We start from the raw sequence: 18435 nt of genomic DNA, 5'->3' as shown, positions 1-18435 counted from the left end.
CTAACGTCATCTGAAATGAGATAAAGGAGCTCTCGTTGGAATTTTTATTAGATTATGGTCTGTTTCTGGCCAAAATTATCACAGTGGTTGCTGCGATAATTGTTCTGCTCATTATTGCAAAATCGGCTGGTGGCAAATCGGGTGCGGCGAAAGGGGAGTTAGAGATTACCAACCTTTCAGAGCAACACAAACAATCTGTTGAGCAGTTAGAACATCATTTACATGACGATGCTTTCATCAAGGCTCGAGATAAAGCGGTCAAGAAAGAAGAGAAAGAGAAAAACAAATCTCGTGAAAAAGAGATCAAACAAGCGAGCAAAGACGGTTCATTAGATAGCAAGCGTGAACCACACCTATTCGTTCTTGATTTCAACGGCAGCATAGACGCAAAAGAAGTCGCGTCTCTACGTGAAGAAATCACCGCTATTTTGGCTGTCGCACGTGAAGGTGATGAAGTATTACTTCGTTTAGAATCTGGCGGTGGTATGGTTCATGGTTACGGCCTTGCCTCTTCTCAACTGGACCGAATCAAAGCTGCGGGTCTTCCTCTGACCATCTCTGTTGACAAAGTTGCGGCAAGTGGCGGTTACATGATGGCATGTGTCGCAGATAAGATTGTTTCTGCACCGTTTGCAATTGTGGGCTCTATTGGCGTTATCGCGCAAATTCCTAACTTCAACAAACTGTTGAAGAAACATGACATTGAGTACGAACAACTAACCGCGGGTGAATATAAACGCACGCTAACGATGTTTGGTGAGAATACCGATAAAGCGCGCGATAAGTTTAAGCAAGAGCTTGAAGAAACACATGTCTTGTTTAAAGACTTTATTCGCGAGCGTCGTCCTAGTTTGGACCTAGACAAAGTAGCCACAGGTGAGCACTGGTTCGGTACACAAGCGAAAGAGCTTGGTTTGGTGGATGATATTAGTACATCTGATGATATCGTTGTTGCGGCATGCAAAGATAAAACCGTACTTTCTGTGCATTATGTGCAGAAGAAAAAACTGGCAGACAAGCTAGCAGGTGTCGCGGGCAAAGTTGCTGATAGTGTGATCTTAAAGTTAGCTGAGCGTGGCCAAAAACCGATTGTTTAATCGAACCTAAGATCATGACATTTAAAACGGCGAGGGTGGAAGCTCTCGCCGTTTTTGTTGAACCTTATGTTTATTGATGAATCCAATTGGGCATTAGGTGTAATGCTTTACACGACATTTTTCCTCGCTCCAAAAGGCGATTACCCGTATAATGCGCGCCTCGAAAACCGAGCAAATTGCTGAAAAGAAACTATAGGTGGAGAAGAACATGTCCTCTCAAACTCCGGTTGTAACCGTAGATGGACCTAGTGGTGCAGGTAAAGGCACTTTATGTATGTTGCTGGCGAAAAAGTTGGGTTTCCAACTCTTAGATTCTGGCGCAATTTATCGTGTACTTGCACTCGCTGCGATTCACCACGGTGTCGACACAGAGTCAGAAGACGCACTTGTCCCACTGGCAACACACCTAGACGTTCAATTTATCGCAGAGGGCGACTTAGTTAAGGTCGTTCTAGAAGGCGAAGATGTGTCAGGGGAGCTTCGCAAAGAAGAAACGGGTATGGCAGCATCTAAAGTTGCGGCTCTGCCACGTGTTCGTGAAGCATTATTACGTCGTCAGCGTGCATTTGAAGCCGCTCCGGGCCTAGTGGCTGATGGTCGTGATATGGGCACAATTGTATTCCCAAGTGCACAAGCGAAAATCTTCCTTGATGCGAGCGCAGAAGAGCGTGCAAATCGACGCCTTAAACAGTTGCAAGAGAAAGGGTTAGATGTTAAATTTGCTGACCTTTTAAGCGAGATCCAAGAGCGTGACGACCGAGATCGTAACCGCCCAGTGGCGCCACTACGCCCTGCTGAGGATGCGCTTGTGCTAGATTCTACGTCGATGACTATCGACGAAGTAGTAGAAAAGGCACTACAATATATCGAATCGAAGCTAGCTGAGTAATGATACTCGGCTAGACTAAGAGCGTTGGTCGCAAGGATGATGACTGGCGAATTTAATAACCCCATGCGGTAGGATACCCGTGGAAGTTTAATTTATTGAAGATTAACTAAATGACTGAATCTTTTGCTCAACTCTTTGAAGAGTTTCTAAACGAAACAGAATTCCAACAAGGCAGCATCGTTAAAGGTACTGTAGTAGCTATCGAGAACGGTTTCGTTCTTGTTGACGCTGGTCTTAAGTCTGAATCTGCTATCCCTGCTGAACAGTTCAAGAACGCTGCTGGCGAACTTGAAGTTGAAGTTGGCGCTGAAGTAGACGTGGCTCTAGACGCTGTTGAAGATGGTTTCGGTGAAACTCAACTTTCTCGTGAGAAAGCTAAGCGTCACGAAGCTTGGATCGTACTTGAGAAAGCTTACGAAGAAGCTGAAACTGTTGTTGGTATCATCAACGGTAAAGTTAAAGGCGGTTTCACTGTTGAACTAAACGGTATCCGTGCTTTCCTTCCTGGCTCTCTAGTAGACGTACGCCCAATCCGCGACACTGCTCACCTAGAAAACAAAGAGCTAGAGTTCAAAGTTATCAAACTTGACCAAAAACGTAACAACGTAGTTGTTTCACGTCGTGCTGTTATCGAATCTGAAAACAGCGTTGAGCGTGACGAGCTTCTAGAAACTCTACAAGAAGGTTCTGAAGTTAAAGGTATCGTTAAGAACCTTACTGACTACGGTGCGTTCGTTGACCTAGGTGGCGTTGACGGTCTTCTACATATCACTGATATGGCTTGGAAGCGCGTTAAGCACCCATCTGAAATCGTTAACGTTGGTGACGAGATCCAAGTTAAAGTTCTTAAGTTCGACCGTGAGCGTACTCGCGTATCACTAGGTCTTAAGCAACTAGGCGAAGATCCATGGGTAGCAATCGCTAAGCGTTACCCAGAAGGTCACAAACTAACTGGTCGCGTAACTAACCTAACTGACTACGGCTGCTTCGTTGAAATCGAAGAAGGCGTTGAAGGTCTAGTTCACGTTTCAGAAATGGATTGGACTAACAAGAACATCCACCCTTCTAAAGTTGTTAATGTTGGCGACGAAGTTGAGGTTATGGTTCTTGAAATCGACGAAGAACGTCGTCGTATCTCTCTAGGTCTGAAACAGTGTAAAGCTAACCCATGGCAGTCATTCGCTGAAGCACAAGCTAAAGGCGACAAAGTTACTGGTAAGATCAAGTCTATTACTGACTTCGGTATCTTCATCGGTCTAGAAGGCGGCATCGACGGTCTAGTTCACCTATCTGACATTTCTTGGAATGTTGCTGGCGAAGAAGCTGTACGTGAGTACAAGAAAGGCGACGAGATCTCTGCAGTTGTTCTAGCAGTAGACGCTGAGCGTGAGCGCATCTCTCTAGGCATCAAGCAAATGGAAAACGACCCATTCAATGCTTACGTTGCTGACAACAAGAAAGGTGTTCTAGTTAACGCTACTGTAACTGCTGTTGACGCTAAAGGCGCTACTGTTGAAATCGCAGAAGGCGTTGAAGGTTACATCCGTGCTTCTGAAGTATCTCGCGATCGCGTAGAAGATGCTTCTCTAATCCTAAGCGCTGGTGATGTTGTTGAAGCGAAGTTCACAGGTGTAGACCGTAAGAACCGCGTAATCAACCTATCTATCAAAGCTAAAGACGAAGCTGACGAGCAAGAAGCAATGGCATCTATCAACAAGCAAGATGACAATGCATTCGGTAACGCAATGGCTGACGCTTTCAAAGCTGCTAAAGGCGAATAATATACTCGCTTAAGCAAAAAAGGAGCCGCAAGGCTCCTTTTTTATATTTGAGCATATTTAAGTAGTAATACTAATGACGGTAAACTATCTTAATAAAAGGCATTTCTTCATTGCGCATTTTGCATAAAATTTGTCTAGAATTGTCAGCAAGTGTTTGTTGGAATTAGTATTACTTACTATAATAAGTGATAAAGATACTCAAAGAGGGCAACTATGACTAAGTCTGAACTGATTGAAAGACTCTGCGCTGAGCAAACACACTTATCAGCGAAAGAGGTAGAGGATGCTGTAAAAGATATTTTAGAGCACATGGCCTCTACGCTAGAGAGCGGTGACCGTATCGAGATCCGCGGCTTTGGTAGTTTTTCTCTTCATTACCGCGAGCCTCGCGTAGGTCGTAACCCTAAAACGGGCGATAAAGTGGAATTGGAAGGTAAATACGTTCCACATTTCAAACCTGGTAAAGAGCTTCGTGAGCGTGTAAATATTGGCTAACGCACTCTTATTAGTTTGAAAAAAGCGGCATACGTTTGTGTATGCCGCTTTTTTGTAATGTATCCAAGCAGTTTACGAAGCGAGCTGTTGATTCTGGCTGTTTTCTTTGCAGCTTTCTACACCCAAGTAACTTTAACTTCTAGGCGTGTCTACAAACTAAGCATCTTGAGGTTACTTGGGTATAGATTATTGCTAATATACGTAGTCTGAAGAAGCATTTTCCTGCATAATCTTACCGACTTACTCCTAGAAGGGTGATGTAAATGAAAATTATAAAAATCGTTGCTGTTTTAGCTCTCTTTTTAATTGCATTGGCGTTAGGTTCCCAAAACCAAGAGCTCGTGACTTTTAACTATCTTCTAGCCAAAGGAGAGTTCCACTTATCTACACTATTAGGTGTGGTATTTGTGGTTGGCTTTGCTTTAGCGTGGGTTATCTTTGGTAGTATCCAGCTGAAAACTCAGCTACAAGTTCGTCGTTTAAAGAAAAAACTGAAAAAGTACGAACCTACAGATGCAAACAAACCTGCTGATAAGCCAGCCATCGAAAAACAGGCATAAGGATAAGGCTTAACTTTAATGCTTGAACTACTCTTCTTGTTATTGCCTATAGCTGCTGCGTATGGCTGGTATATGGGGCATCGCAGCGCTCAGCAAGACAAGCAGAAGCAATCTCATCAAATCTCTCGTCAGTATATGACGGGTCTTAATCTGCTGCTCTCTGACCAATCAGATAAGGCTGTTGATCACTTTATTGAATTGCTCCAAGTTGATAACGAGACAATCGATACTCACCTTGCGTTGGGTAACCTATTCCGGTCTCGTGGCGAAGTCGACCGTGCAATCCGAATTCACCAAAATCTCATTTCTCGCTCTGGCTTAACACTGGATCAAAAGAATCTTGCACTTCAACAGTTGGCGAAAGATTACATGGTCTCTGGTTTTCTCGATCGTGCAGAGAAAATCTTCGAACAGTTAGTCGAAGAGCCAGACTACAAAGAAGCGGCCCTTCAGCAATTGGTAACCATTTACCAACAAACACGTGAATGGGAAAAAGCAATTTATTACGCCAATCAATTGGCTAAGTTGGGTAATAAACGCTCCAGAATGCGTGCGAATATTGCTCATTTTTGGTGTGAAATTGCCATGCTCGACCAAGCCGATGGTAATACTAATAAGGCAATACAGCACTTTAAAAAAGCCCTAGCAGAAGACCCAAAGTGTGTTCGAGCGAGTATTGCTTTGGGACGAATTTATCTAGAGTCTGAAGATTATAAACACACGATAAAATACCTGACGGGTGTGCTTGAGCAAGACAAAGACTTTATCAGCGATGTCTTACCAACCATTGCAGAGTGCTACCATCATCTGGGCCAGGAAGATGAACTTGTCGAGTTTCTGCGAGCTTGTATTGATAAGAAAGCAGGCGTATCAGCCGAGTTAATGTTGGCTCAGTTGGTTGCTCACCACGAGAACGTCGGGGCTGCACAAGAGCTGCTGACCAAACAGCTGCTGAAAAATCCAACCATGAAGGGCTTTTATCGATTAATTGACTACCACATTGCTGAAGCAGAAGACGGTCGCGCGAAGGACAGTCTATCGACGCTACAAGCGATGGTGGGGGAACAGTTAAAAGTGAAACCACACTACCGATGCCGGAAGTGTGGGTTTTCTACTCATTCCCTTTATTGGCACTGCCCATCCTGTAAAGGGTGGGGGACGATCAAGCCAATCCGCGGATTGGATGGTGAATAATTTTAATGCAGCTGACAGAGTTTCTGTCCGCTGCATTTTTTTAACTTTTTATTTAATAAGAACCAAAATAGTTAGGAGATGAAATGATCGACCAAAAAGTTATTGTCGCACTGGATTATGATAACCAAGCAGACGCACTTGCGTTTGTAGATAGAATTGATCCTGCGTCATGTCGCCTAAAAGTTGGCAAGGAAATGTTTACGCTATTTGGTCCTGATTTCGTACGTGAACTCCACAAACGTGGTTTTTCAGTCTTCCTGGATTTGAAATTTCACGATATTCCAAATACGTGTTCTAAGGCGGTCCGCGCAGCCGCAGAATTAGGGGTTTGGATGGTGAATGTGCATGCGAGCGGTGGTGAGCGCATGATGACGGCATCACGTGAAATTCTTGAGCCATACGGTAAAGATCGCCCACTTCTGATTGGAGTAACGGTACTAACCAGTATGGAACAAAGTGATTTAGCGGGTATTGGTTTGAACATTGCGCCTCAGGATCAAGTTATTCGTCTGGCGACATTGACCAAAAACGCTGGTTTAGATGGTGTTGTATGTTCAGCTCAAGAGTCTTCATTGCTTAAGAGCGAACTGGGTCAAGACTTTAAGTTAGTTACACCAGGAATCCGACCTGCCGGCTCTGAGCAAGGTGACCAGCGCCGTATCATGACACCAGTAGAGGCTATTCAGTCAGGCTCTGACTATCTTGTTATTGGGCGTCCAATTACTCAAGCTGTGGATCCTGCTGCAGTGTTAAAATCGATCAATGATAGCTTGTCTAGTATGTAAGCACAGTCTTGTATTGTATAAAGAAAGGTGAGGCTGTGATGCCTCACCTTTTTTGTATCTAATAAAAATACCAACCGTAGTAAGCAACTGCTCATTTTTACCAGTTGTATCTGCTCGCTTACTTGCTTGCTTTAATTGGTGTAGGGGGGATCTTATTCGGATAAAGGTTCTACGGTTTATTATGAGGAAAGTAGGGCTTGGTACTATATCGATCACACTTTTGTAACATAACTCACTGTGATGTATAGAAAATGCGACCATGTATTATTGATGACTTGCGTTACAAAAGCCTAAAGAATACTATGGCGAAGATGCATTCACTGCGTTGTAAGGTCTAGGATGACCTAGTGAAACTCTTTGAAATTAATATAGAAGCTGGCAGGAAGTCACTTCATATTACGCTCCTATTATTTCCTATCTGCGTATTTTCTATTTGCAGCTTTCACACTCCGTCTTCCTTGCTACGACCTTAATCGCAAACACAACAAGGAAGAAACATGACTAAAAAACTGCCATTTTCAGTACTTGCAACACTGACCGCTGCCAGTTTTCAACTGAGTGCGGCAGAGCTACCTGCTGATATAGAATGGATTTCAAATAACAATGAACCTCTGTTCGCCTCTGAAGAAGCGGTACGAGGTGGTACTTATCGTACTTACATTCAGAGCTTTCCTCAGACATTACGAAGTGTTGGTCCAGATGCGAACTCCGGCTTGCGCCAATATTTAATGGATGGTTCACCAAAGCTTGCTCAGCGTCATCCAAATACTGGTAAATGGATCCCCCAACTTGCTAAGTCATGGGCATTTGGAGAGGACAACAAAACCGTATTCTTTAAGCTTGATGAAACGGCCGAGTGGTCAGATGGTGAAAAAATTACGGCAGATGATTACGTCTTTATGATGAAGTACTACACGTCAAAAGACATTATCGACCCGTGGTACAACGACTTCTTCACGAACAGCGTTGTTGGTGTTGAAAAAATTGACGACTACACGATCAAAGTCAATCTTGCTGTAGCTCAAAGTCATGACTCGCTCATGGTTATGATTAACATGCCGAGCAATGGTTTTCAGCCTCGTCCGGAACACTTCTTTGAAGGAGAAAAGGACGCAAATAACGATGGCATGCCTGATAACTTCGTCAGGAAGTTCAACTTTAAATCTGAGCCAACTGCGGCGCCTTACTACATTGATAAAGTGAAGAAAGGTAAGAGCGTGACATTCAAACACGTGGGCGAAGATTGGTGGGGGTATAACAACCGCTACTATAAAAACCGTTACAACGTAGAAAAAGTCCGCATTAAGGTGATTCGCGATCCTGATATTGCCATGAAGCACTTTGAGAAAGGCAACTTGGACTACTTTGAGATGGTGCTACCAAGCTTTTGGCATGACAAAACCGATAGTGATGTGTACAAAAAAGGCTATATCCAAAAGTACTGGGGCTTTAACGAAGCACCACAAGGCGCTGGTGGCCTTTGGATGAACACCGCGATGCCGATGTTGGATAACCTAGAAGTGCGCAAAGGCGTTATGGCAGCCACTGACTATGACGGCATGATTGAAAATATCATGCGTGGAGATTATTCACGTAAACCACATGGACTCGGCTTTGGTCATGGCGAATACGATGATCCTAACAATACACCGCCTAAGTTTGATGCCGATGCGGCGGTTAAACATTTCGAAAAAGCGGGCTTTGACAAAGTTGGCGCAGATGGTATTCGTGTCAATGACAAGGGCCAACGCTTGAGCTTTGCTATCACCTACGGATACAACTCTTGGACACCGCGTATTGCGTACTTAAAAGAGCAAGCGAAACTGGCAGGTCTTGAGTTCACGTTAAACTTGGTTGATGGTTCATCTGCGTTTAAATACATTCTTGAGAAAAAGCATCAGTTAGCGTTCTTGAATATGGGTTCTGGTGAGATTCCTGCGTATTGGGAATATCTACACTCGGATAATGCGAATCGACCACAAACGAATGCCCACACCAACTACAGCAGCCCTGAGCTGGACCAGTTGATTGAAGCTTATGACTCTGAGTTTGATCAGGAGAAGCGTTACGATTTATCGCATCAAATCCAAAACTATGTCAGCAAAGCGAATATCATCGTTCCTGGATACATGGTGCCTTATTCTCGAGTTGCACATTGGCGCTGGGTTAAAATTCCTAAAGATGGCATGACAAAAGCGACAGAATGGGTGCTTCATCCAATGGATATTGGTAATTTCTGGATCGATAGCAAAGTAAAAGAAGAGACTGAGGAAGCGATGGACGAGGGTAAAACCTTCCCAGAGACAACGGTTATTGATGATCGCTACAAGTTGTAACTCCACAACTTAGCGGCGATAAAAATGAAAGCCCCGGTAATTAAGTTACAGGGGCTTTTTTATTTTTACTTAACTAAGTAAGACGCTTCTAAAAGGTAGGTTTTCACATCACCAAGCAAAGAGAAGGCCTTGTCGATGGTTTTAAATCGCTCATCAAGTGAGTCACTAGATATTAGTTGGCTGAACGTTTTTACCGAGAAAGCTTCGTTTGCTTTAAAGAACTGATGCACATTTTCAAGCTGAACTTTATGAATATGCTCCACCTTATTTAGGGCGGTGGTTAAATCGGAAATGTTAATCGACATTGCTACTCAAGAACCTTATCAACAAGACCTCTACATAAGGTCATAGGATGGGGCTTTATATTTTGCCGTAGAGTAGCACCAAAGAACGGATTGCAGTCTGACTAAGATCAATTTGTCTCGCTTGATTATCTACATCTATTTCGATCGAAAAAACTTCTTGCAGTACAAAAAAGGGAAGCGACTTGCTTCCCCGTAATTAACATCGATCTTAGATTTTTTTGGCAATGTCCGAAGTCAGTTCTTCCAACCCGACGGATAGTGCGTCGACAAGTGCTCCATAGCCTTCGTCCTTTAGAGGCTGAGAGATTTGTATTGGTGCACTGTTTTCTACCTTACCTTCAGCATTGATGAGTAACCATTCACCCTCAATTTCGATATTGCCTTTGTAGCTACCATTAAATTTATTTAACGTCAGCTGTAGTTTGGCTTCACCATTTTGATCCAACAGGTTGTTCATTTCAGTCGGCCAGTAATGAGTCTGTTTGTGGCGTAGTTCTGTGACGACTCTCTGAGTGATTTGCTCGGAAATACTATGCGCCCATTGATTGTTTCTTGCCTGGATAACTTGAGTCTCAGAGGTTCGGTAAACGATACCACTGTCGTTTAAATAACTTGCCAGTTTTACTGGACGAACAACTAAAGTAGGGCGCTGTGAGATATCAGAAGAGCTCAGCGTCACTGGTTCCGCCTTAGGTAGAAGGTACAAAGCCCCTTTAGTTTCTGGAGCACTACTGCAACCCGTTAGACCGACAAATAGCGCGATAGACAAAAAGAATACTCGTTTCATTAGTTTTGGCCTTTAACTGGGATTGGGTCACTGATTTCATCTTCTCCAAACACGAGAGAGTTTGGCTTTTCGTTTAGCTGTTTAAGTACGGGTTTAAACTCTGTCATCACACTTTCTAGTTCTTTGAGCGTGGCTTCCATTTCATTGTACATGGTTGAGTTTGGTCCATAACCATCGAGTGTTTTTTGCAACTGCTGCAAGCTTTGGCGAATATCTGTTGGGATCTCTTGCGTCTCTTTTTGATTTAAAAGTTTATCAATACTGTCCGCGACACGTTCTGCTGACGCCAACGTCTTTTCCGACGTTTTTAACGTTGAATTGAGAGAGTTAAGCGTTTCTTCCATTGGTAAGCTATTAATCTTATTTAGGAAGTCGTTAACTTGGCGCTGAACTTGGGCAAAACCACCACGCATGGTTGGAAATACATCTAAACCTTCATATTCACTTGGAACGTACTGATCATCATTAGGATAAAAGTCTGCATCAATATAAAGCGCGCCAGTTAACAAGTTACCAGTCTTTAAGGTGCCACGGAGACCGCGAGCAAACTCTTCCTTCAACTTCTCTTTGAACATAGATAAAGATTGGGATTCTAAATCTCCGTACACTCGACCGAGCTCAACGCGCACCAAAACAGGAATTTTTTTCGCAGAGAAGTTTTCTTCTGGTGTTGGTAAACGCATCGGTACTCTCGTCACGGTACCGATACGAAGACCGCGGTACTCAACAGGCGCATTCGCTTTTAAGCCACGTACTGATTCATCAAATAACATGACGAACTCAATGTAGTCATCGTACATGCCTTCTCTCAGCTGCTTAATATCATCGTACAAGCGGAAGTTAACCATGTCTTCTGTGAGTGGTTCACCGGACTCAAGACCTGGAACAGTATCGAAGGTAACGCCACCCGTTAGCATGCTCTCTAGCGAGCCAAACTTAACTTCAAACCCTTCGGCATTGAGCTGTAAATCAATACCAGAATTCAGCCAAAACTTAGTACGAGTGCGCACTAAACTGTCATAAGGTTTGAAAATAAAGAGTTGATACAGCGCCTTGCGAGTATCAACATCAAAGCTGGTTTTCTCTACACGACCAACGGTAAAGCCTTTATAAATAACCGGATCACCAATACCTAGTTTACCGGCTTCGCGGTGTGTTAACACAAGGCGCAGGCCTTCTGCATCAGGAGAAGCGACTGGTGGAACATCTAATACCGTAAAGTGCTCCTTTTCTACTTTAGATTTACCCGGCTGAAGTTGGATATAAGCGCCAGACAGCAAGGTCTCTAAACCTGAAACACCATCACGACCAATACGCGGCTTCACCACCCAGAACATGGTATCGTCACGCAGCATGCGTTCAGCATCTTTGTTCATCTGCGCCTTAGCGATGATGTGATCGTAGTTTTCACTGAGAGTGACTTCGGTAATCAGACCGACTTTAACATTCAGTGCTCGGATCTCGGTTTTACCAACCTCAATCCCATCTGCGGTTGGCAGTTGGAGAGTAATTTGTGGGCCTGTACTGTTGATGTATTGGAACAGCATCCACGCTCCCATGGCTAGCGCAAGGATCGGGACAATCCAGATAGCAGAAATCTGCTTTTGCGGTTTTATTTGAGCGGTTACGTTGTTCTCATCACTCATATTTGGCTTTCTCGTTTAAGTTGTCAGAAATCGGCTCCTGCACTTCGTTTTGTGGCAACTGCCACAACAAACGTGAGTCAAATATCATTGCAGAAAGCATAGTGAAAATGACCACTGCCGCGAAAGAGAGCGCAGCAGGGCCTGGATAAATCGCCATTAAGTTTTGCAACTGAACCAGTGCAACTAAGATGGCAACGACAAAGATATCGATCATGGACCAACGACCAATAAACTCAGTTAAGCGGTATATCTTTAAGCGTGAAATACTTTCTTTGGGAGGAAGATATCGCGCTTTTTGCGCATTGTAATACAGCCACGCGAGTGCCAGCATTTTCGCCATTGGAATGAATACGCTAGCAAAGAAAATTACCATCGCAATAGGGTAAGAACCTAAATGCCAAAGCAGTATTACCCCTTCCATGATAGTTGAACCTTCTGAATGTCCAAGGCTTACGGTATACATCATTGGATAAAGGTTCGCGGGTATATAGAAAATGACTGACGCAAACAAAAGCGCCCAAGCTTTTTGTAAATTATCTGCTGGGTTGTATTTATGAATAGGGCTTTTACAACGAATGCAGTATTGGTGCTTTTTCGCTTCAATTGGGTTGAGTTGGTGACACGTATGGCAACCAATATGGTTGTGGTTATGGTGCGTATCGCCCTCATTTACATCGGGCAGCACGATGGCTGGAATGAAGTGTCCCCAGAGCCAGCTTTTGTCAACCATAGAAATACATTTGACTACCAGCACGGTATAAACGCAGAACGCCCAGAATGAAGTCCCCATTCCAATGTCTGCCAGAGAAGCGATTTTAATTAAGCTGACTAATACGCCAATCAAGAATACATCGACCATCAGCCAGGGTTCGACTCGAAACAGAAGGCGACATAAAACTTTCGCCATTCGTTGCTGTTTTTTGGATGGCGTATGTTTACGCGCTTTTAATGCTTCGAGATGAAGAAAGAGAATGAGACCGACATAGATAGCAGGCAATACGACGACCGTTGCGAGAAGCAACACACCTAAAAGTACATTTTGAAATTCAGCCAGCATTTTGGCCGCATGCAATAAGGTGATTTCTTGCGATAGCCCTTGCACACTGAACGACATAAAAGGGAAAGAAATGCTTAACACCAACATGATCAAACATGCCGATGAAATGGCGATCACGCTTTGATAGGGTTTAGCATTCACTTTTGTCAGAGAATGCGCGCATCGAGGACATTGAGCTTTTTGCCCTTGATCGATATCGGGAATACGAACAACAAGGCCGCACTCTTCGCATGAAATTAACTGACGGGAATTAGGTTGAATACTCATCGGGTAGGTTTTGGATTCATTTGTCCTAAGAATACTCTTTTTTCATTAGGCACGCTTGTTTTGATTCAGGAGTTTACGAGTTTCTTACTTTTGGCATCATAGTATATGGAAGCTCTAAGATATAAACAAAGTCGCGCTTGGCGCATTATTTTACTGCGAAGATTGGTATGTTGGAAGCCGAAAACCACTTAACGTTGCTGGTTTGGAGAGGGTAAGTGAATTGCTTCAGGAGAGTAAAACACCCCTGCTCAGAGAACCTGAGCAGGGAGGTGGGAGCACTGGTATTTAAGATGAACGGTTGTTTTTACTCGATGGTTCCGCTCTTGAAAGCATTCGATCCGACTTGCTTTCCACTAATTGTTTTTCCGTAATAGCCTTGATGTTGGTGATATCTCTCTGCGTTTGCGGCCACGTTGCCTTTAAATCGTGGATCTTGTGGACGCTCGTGGCTATTGACGTATGCCGCGACATCCCACGCTTCTTGTTTGCTTAACTGGACACTTTTCCCAAGCGGCATGTTTTCGTAAATAAAATAGGCCGCGGTGTTAATCCGGTGCATACCTGCACCCCAGTTATACGCAAATTCGCCCCAAAGCGGAGGAATGTATGAATGGCCGTCGGTGCCTTTGATACCCGAGCCGTCGGCGCGATGGCAAGTTTCGCAGTTCTTTTCGTAGACTAATGCCCCTCGCTCTGGTGATGGTTCTTGCTCAGGGGCGGCGATTTTTGGGTAGCCACGTCCAGAGAGATTACCTCGTTCTTCAATTGGTAATGCTTGCGCGATGGCTTCTGGCAGCGGGAAGTCTTTTGCTTTTCCACCAACTTGCAACGCTTTTGCGTCTAGCTCCGGAATTGGTTCATCCGTCATACCATGTTTGTCGAGCAAGCCGCCCATCGCCAACCAGTAGGCGTAAGCGCTGAGGGCAACAATTTCGGGTGAGTCGTAAGCGGGGGCTTTGCCGTTCATGGAGTATTCGAAGCAACCTTGAATACGGTCTGCGTAGCTGTTTACGCGATCGTTTTTCTTGCGATAAGCCGGGTAGGCCATGTAAGCCGCCCACAGCGGTGCTGCATTGGCTTTTCGTCCTGCTTCCATATGGCAATTCACACAGTTTTGTTCGTTACCAACGTATTTTCCGCGCATTTGTTGCGAGTTAACAAATAGGGAATAACCATGTTTTACTTGCTCACCAAATGCGGTGTTTGGAATTTTGCTGAGATCACGCGGTTTTAAGTATTCACCGTGATTTTCTTTTTCTATCGCAGGTAGCTCTTTCTGGCGGTCCGGTAACAGATCGTTAGCTAATACGAGCGTAGAAATGAAAGGCAGTGCGAACAAAGAATAGAAACGTTTCATGACTGCTCCTAGTAACGTAATGAGGCAAAGTAGTAAGCAAGATTTTCGATCTCTTTGTCAGTGAGATTTTTTGCGATGGTCCCCATCATATTGAGCGGGTCACCACTGCGAGTGCCGTTTTTCCATGCCATCAATTGCGTTTTTAAGTAATCAGCATGTTGGCTTGCGAGGCGAGGGAACTTGTCGACGCCCATACCGCTGGCTCCATGACAAGTCGCGCAAGCTGGAATGTTTCTATCCCAATCACCTTGGAAGATTAATTTACGATACGGGTTACGAATGTCGGCTTGATCGCCGCGTTGCTCTGGGTTAGTGAACTCGTAGCTTGGAAGATTAGCAAAGTAATCCATGACTTCTTTACGAACAGCAGGATCGCTAAGCTCTTTCGCCATGCCTTGCATGACCACATTTTGGCGTTCGCCACTAAGGAATAGTTCGATTTGAGTGTTGAGATAATTCGCGTTTAAACCAGCGATCATCGGCGCGATATTTGGCTGTCCCATGCCATCTTGGCCGTGACAACCGCTACATACACTGGCTTTTTCCGGAATAGACGAGGCGCTTGCGCCCATAGTGGTTGCTAAAAAACAGGCCACCACTGGAAGAATTTTTGACATGCTGACTCACTTTAATTGTTATTAATATCTCCAAATGTCTACTGTGATAGTGACTTGGATGCTGTATTGTCGGCTTTGTCAATAAGGAAAGGTATTGTGGATTTCCACATATTTAGAGGATGTGAAGAGCTGCTAAATGGCAGCTCTTCAGGTTTGGTTGTCTACTAAGCTTTGCGGATTTTGGCTGGTAATGATTGGCGAGCCGCGGCTCCTACCACCCAATCTAACAAGACGCCTTTGCCTTCTCGGGTTGGGTCAATTAATCCAATGTCATTAATGTTGACGCCATCTTGGCTGCGCTTTTTTACGGGTTGCTGTTTATCGCCGATCCAGTGCGAGCGTTGTCCTAACTCAGTATGGCCAAACCCATGTTCAAATCCGAGTGTGCCAGGGCGAATTCCGCTGACTATCATCGCAAGTGCTTTGGTGCTTGCTGATGGAGTCTCGATAACAAACTCATCACCCGTTTTAATGCCCGCACGCTCGGCATCGATTGGATGAATGTACACCGGGTTCACACCTTTAATCGAGTTCAACCTTGGCGATAGGTTGGACACCGCGCTGTGAATGTTGGATTTAAAGTTCGTCAGGCTGAAAGGCCATTCTGAGCTTGGGTACTGGTCTTCCATTGGTGTGCCATCGGCCAGCTTTTGTGGATGCCATGTTGGGCAACCCGTGTAGAAATCACCGGTCATGGTGTTTCTTGCGCTGCCGACTCGCTCGTTCCAAATCGCGACAGGGCGTGTCCATTTGTGTTTCATCTGCTCACCTTGATAGGTTTCGCTGGCATTTTCAAAGCGTCCACCGCGAGCAAAAATAAACGCCACACGTTTCATCTCATCCGCTGTTAGCGTGCTTTGCATCGCTGGCATTAAACGCTCTAAGCCTGACCACGCAATATCTTCTGCCGAAACTTCAGGCACGCCACCTTTCACATAAGCCAAGTTTGCCGCAGCTCGCAAATAGAAATCTTCGGCGCGATGGAGAGCGTGCCAGTTGCCTTGTGCATCTTGAATTGCGTTGTCACCGAAACCGCCCAGTTGCATTTTTTTAGCGACATCAATCAGAAAGTTCTCTAAGCAAATCGAGCGACCGTCGGCGGTTTTTTCTGTTCGCGCTTCCACTATCGGCCAACGAGCGGTGACGGTTTTCACTGGAACATCGTGCCAAGGCGTTGCCATGCCCCAGCTTTCGTAAGTCACGGTGTCCGGCACAATGTAATCCGACAACGCGGTGGTTTCGTTAATGAATGCATCAACAGACACAATCAAACCGAGCTGCTTTGGATCTTTAAGCTTGTCTTCCAGCAGCGTTTTTAAACCGGGTACACCATACATTGGGTTCGCCATATGGTTGATCCACGCTTTAACGCGGTATGGATACCCATCAATAGCCGCAGATAGGTGCTCTGTCAGCAGTGGCGCGGCAAACGGATACCAAGGGGCGCGAGTTGGGTAAGGGGATTCACCTGCCTCAACGCGATGTTTGTATTCGCTGGTTTTGTGGTAGGGGAATTTACTGCGCGACAGAAAGACGCCTTTCGGGCCGACTTTGCCAGCAAATTTGGTGAAGTCGTAACGAGGACCCGCAGCGGAAGTTGGGTAGCCACCCGCTTTGGCCATCGCGCCGCCTTTCATGTTTATATTACCAATCAACGCATTGAGCATCATGATGGTAAACGAGTTATAGAACCCATTGGTGTGCATGTTGCCACCGTGGGTATCGACCACCGCTTTTGTTCCGTGACTGGTAAAGCGCTTTGCTAGCTCGACGATTTGCTCTACAGGGATGCCACATTGCTGGCTGTAGAACTCAAGGCTGTATTTAAACGCCTCTTCTTTGAGTCTTTGTAGAGACGATTTTACGCGCACTTCGCCTGATGCAAGCGAAACCGTTTTATCGACAAACAGTGCCGCTTCCTCAGCTTGAGTATGAACACCAAATTGGCCACTTTGCTCATCCACGATGACGTACGGATCGGAGTCAGACAACGCTTCGCCCTCGAATGGCAGATTCAGATCCGACGCGCGTAAAAACGTGCCGTTTCTCGGGTGCTGCTCATCGCTTATCACGAGATGCGTAGCATTACACCAGTGCGCTGTGCCTGCACGTTTCATCGCATTCGCCCCCGGCTGCGCCAAGAAGGTTTTGTTGTAGCGTTGGTTTTCGATGATCCATTGGATCATGCCAAGCACGAGGGCAGAATCGGTGCCCGGTTTGATTGGTATCCAGCGGTTATTGTCACCTGCCGCCAAGCTCGATGAACCCGCAGGCAAACTTGGTGTGATGATGGTGTATTCCAAGCTGCCTTCTGTTCGCGCATTGGCGAGTTGGCGCGCCTGACGCTTAAAAGGGTTGCCAGCTTGAGCAGGCGACATACCAATAAAGATGATGTATTCGGCATTATCGAAGTCTGGTTTTAAATGGGCAAATTTATCCAAATCATTCATAAATGCGCCGCTGCCAGCACGAAATGCGTAGCCGCAGTAAGAGCCATGATGCCCAAAGTTACGTGTACCATAGCTGTTGAACGCGAAGCGTTTGAATATGTCGTCTCGGCCTTCGTTACCGGCGTTGGTCATTAACAATTGGTTGGCTTTCGGGCCATATTCTGGGTTTTCAGGATCAACGGGCGTTGTTAAATCGCGAATGTCGCGTAAGCCCTCAACATGGCCTTCACCAAATAAATCACCACCTTCTACGACTTCTTCTATCAATTGCTCGTAGCTGATCGGAATCCATTTTCCTTCACCACGTTTACCCACACGTTTTAGCGGTTGAGTGATGCGGTACGGGCTGTTGCGAATTTCTAACATCCCATTGCCACGTGCGCATGCTGTTGAACGACCTTCAAGGCCCGCTTCTCCTGCCAAACTTAAATAAGCATCTTTGACGGGCGTTTCGAATGGAATGTGTTGTTGATGAGAGAGTGGGTGATATGGGTTGCCAGTGATGCGCAAAATCTCGTCGTTACGGTTATCAATGCGCACACGCAACCCGCACAGTGACCAACAACCAAAGCACATCGATGGTGCAACACGCTGGTTTGGATTAGGGATCAGGTTGCCTTTGCTGTTGACCGTGTACTCTGGTTCAAGCGAGTTACCGTGGTGAATATCACGCGTTTTTTCTCCTGCGGTGCCTTCAAGCGCACCTTCGACCATATGTTTGGTTGTGGTAGCGTAACCCACAGCGAATGCGCCAAGCCCACCCACTGCAATGCCTGATTTCAAAAACTGACGGCGTTTGTTATCCATGATGA

Annotated in this window: 15 protein-coding genes; 8 read left to right on the top strand and 7 right to left on the bottom strand. The window is 45.2% G+C overall.

The window, feature by feature from the left end; genetic code table 11:
- Positions 1 to 35 precede the first annotated feature (35 nt).
- The 8 genes from sohB (at position 36) to ACHFJ9_RS17610 (ending at position 9137) form a co-directional block, all read left to right on the top strand.
- A complete protein-coding gene (sohB, locus tag ACHFJ9_RS17645; protein WP_005385819.1) occupies positions 36 to 1097 on the top strand; it encodes a protease SohB in 1062 nt (353 codons plus the stop codon).
- Between the two features lie 208 nt (positions 1098 to 1305).
- Positions 1306 to 1986: a (d)CMP kinase gene (cmk, locus tag ACHFJ9_RS17640; protein ID WP_005397113.1), complete on the top strand. Its 681-nt coding sequence runs from the start codon at positions 1306 to 1308 to the stop codon at positions 1984 to 1986.
- A 110-nt stretch (positions 1987 to 2096) separates the two neighbouring features.
- The gene (gene rpsA, locus ACHFJ9_RS17635) at positions 2097 to 3767 is read left to right on the top strand and encodes a 30S ribosomal protein S1 (RefSeq protein ID WP_005385817.1); all 1671 of its coding nucleotides are present in this window, start codon (positions 2097 to 2099) and stop codon (positions 3765 to 3767) included.
- Positions 3768 to 3980: 213 nt separating this feature from the next.
- Positions 3981 to 4262 (top strand): integration host factor subunit beta, encoded by a 282-nt coding sequence (gene ihfB / locus ACHFJ9_RS17630; protein ID WP_005385816.1) that lies wholly within the window; start codon positions 3981 to 3983, stop codon positions 4260 to 4262.
- Between the two features lie 263 nt (positions 4263 to 4525).
- Positions 4526 to 4822 carry a LapA family protein gene (locus ACHFJ9_RS17625; protein ID WP_005397112.1) on the top strand — a complete coding sequence of 99 codons (297 nt, stop codon included), beginning with the start codon at positions 4526 to 4528 and terminating at the stop codon, positions 4820 to 4822.
- Positions 4823 to 4840: 18 nt separating this feature from the next.
- Positions 4841 to 6016 carry a lipopolysaccharide assembly protein LapB gene (lapB, locus tag ACHFJ9_RS17620; protein ID WP_005376665.1) on the top strand — a complete coding sequence of 392 codons (1176 nt, stop codon included), beginning with the start codon at positions 4841 to 4843 and terminating at the stop codon, positions 6014 to 6016.
- A gap of 83 nt (positions 6017 to 6099) precedes the next feature.
- Positions 6100 to 6801: an orotidine-5'-phosphate decarboxylase gene (gene pyrF / locus ACHFJ9_RS17615; RefSeq protein WP_005397105.1), complete on the top strand. Its 702-nt coding sequence runs from the start codon at positions 6100 to 6102 to the stop codon at positions 6799 to 6801.
- Between the two features lie 497 nt (positions 6802 to 7298).
- On the top strand, positions 7299 to 9137 hold the full coding sequence (locus tag ACHFJ9_RS17610) for an extracellular solute-binding protein (protein WP_114323270.1): 1839 nt from the start codon (positions 7299 to 7301) through the stop codon (positions 9135 to 9137).
- Between the two features lie 65 nt (positions 9138 to 9202).
- Here the strand turns inward: ACHFJ9_RS17610 and ACHFJ9_RS17605 are convergent, their stop codons facing one another.
- The 7 genes from ACHFJ9_RS17605 to ACHFJ9_RS17575 all read right to left on the bottom strand — a co-directional run bounded on the left by ACHFJ9_RS17605 (position 9203) and on the right by ACHFJ9_RS17575 (position 18430).
- Positions 9203 to 9442 (bottom strand): hypothetical protein, encoded by a 240-nt coding sequence (locus tag ACHFJ9_RS17605; RefSeq protein WP_005397103.1) that lies wholly within the window; start codon positions 9440 to 9442, stop codon positions 9203 to 9205.
- A 208-nt stretch (positions 9443 to 9650) separates the two neighbouring features.
- On the bottom strand, positions 9651 to 10229 hold the full coding sequence (locus ACHFJ9_RS17600; protein ID WP_226420942.1) for a membrane integrity-associated transporter subunit PqiC: 579 nt from the start codon (positions 10227 to 10229) through the stop codon (positions 9651 to 9653).
- On the bottom strand, positions 10229 to 11875 hold the full coding sequence (gene pqiB, locus ACHFJ9_RS17595; RefSeq protein ID WP_395355736.1) for an intermembrane transport protein PqiB: 1647 nt from the start codon (positions 11873 to 11875) through the stop codon (positions 10229 to 10231). Before pqiB ends, ACHFJ9_RS17600 begins: the two co-directional genes overlap by 1 nt.
- Positions 11868 to 13199 carry a paraquat-inducible protein A gene (locus ACHFJ9_RS17590; RefSeq protein ID WP_046874435.1) on the bottom strand — a complete coding sequence of 444 codons (1332 nt, stop codon included), beginning with the start codon at positions 13197 to 13199 and terminating at the stop codon, positions 11868 to 11870. The genes pqiB and ACHFJ9_RS17590 overlap by 8 nt, the downstream gene beginning before the upstream one ends.
- Before the next feature lie 304 nt (positions 13200 to 13503).
- A complete protein-coding gene (locus ACHFJ9_RS17585; protein ID WP_395355734.1) occupies positions 13504 to 14556 on the bottom strand; it encodes a c-type cytochrome in 1053 nt (350 codons plus the stop codon).
- Positions 14557 to 14564: 8 nt separating this feature from the next.
- Positions 14565 to 15128: a cytochrome c gene (locus ACHFJ9_RS17580; RefSeq protein WP_371131104.1), complete on the bottom strand. Its 564-nt coding sequence runs from the start codon at positions 15126 to 15128 to the stop codon at positions 14565 to 14567.
- Between the two features lie 209 nt (positions 15129 to 15337).
- Positions 15338 to 18430 carry a tetrathionate reductase subunit A gene (locus tag ACHFJ9_RS17575; RefSeq protein ID WP_395355732.1) on the bottom strand — a complete coding sequence of 1031 codons (3093 nt, stop codon included), beginning with the start codon at positions 18428 to 18430 and terminating at the stop codon, positions 15338 to 15340.
- Between the last annotated feature and the right edge of the window lie 5 nt (positions 18431 to 18435).

The sequence above is a fragment of the Vibrio sp. D3 genome (genome assembly GCF_043995865.1).
GTDB lineage: Bacteria > Pseudomonadota > Gammaproteobacteria > Enterobacterales > Vibrionaceae > Vibrio > Vibrio diabolicus.
Note: the sequence above shows the minus strand (reverse complement) of the source record. Positions and strands in the feature narration are given on the sequence as shown.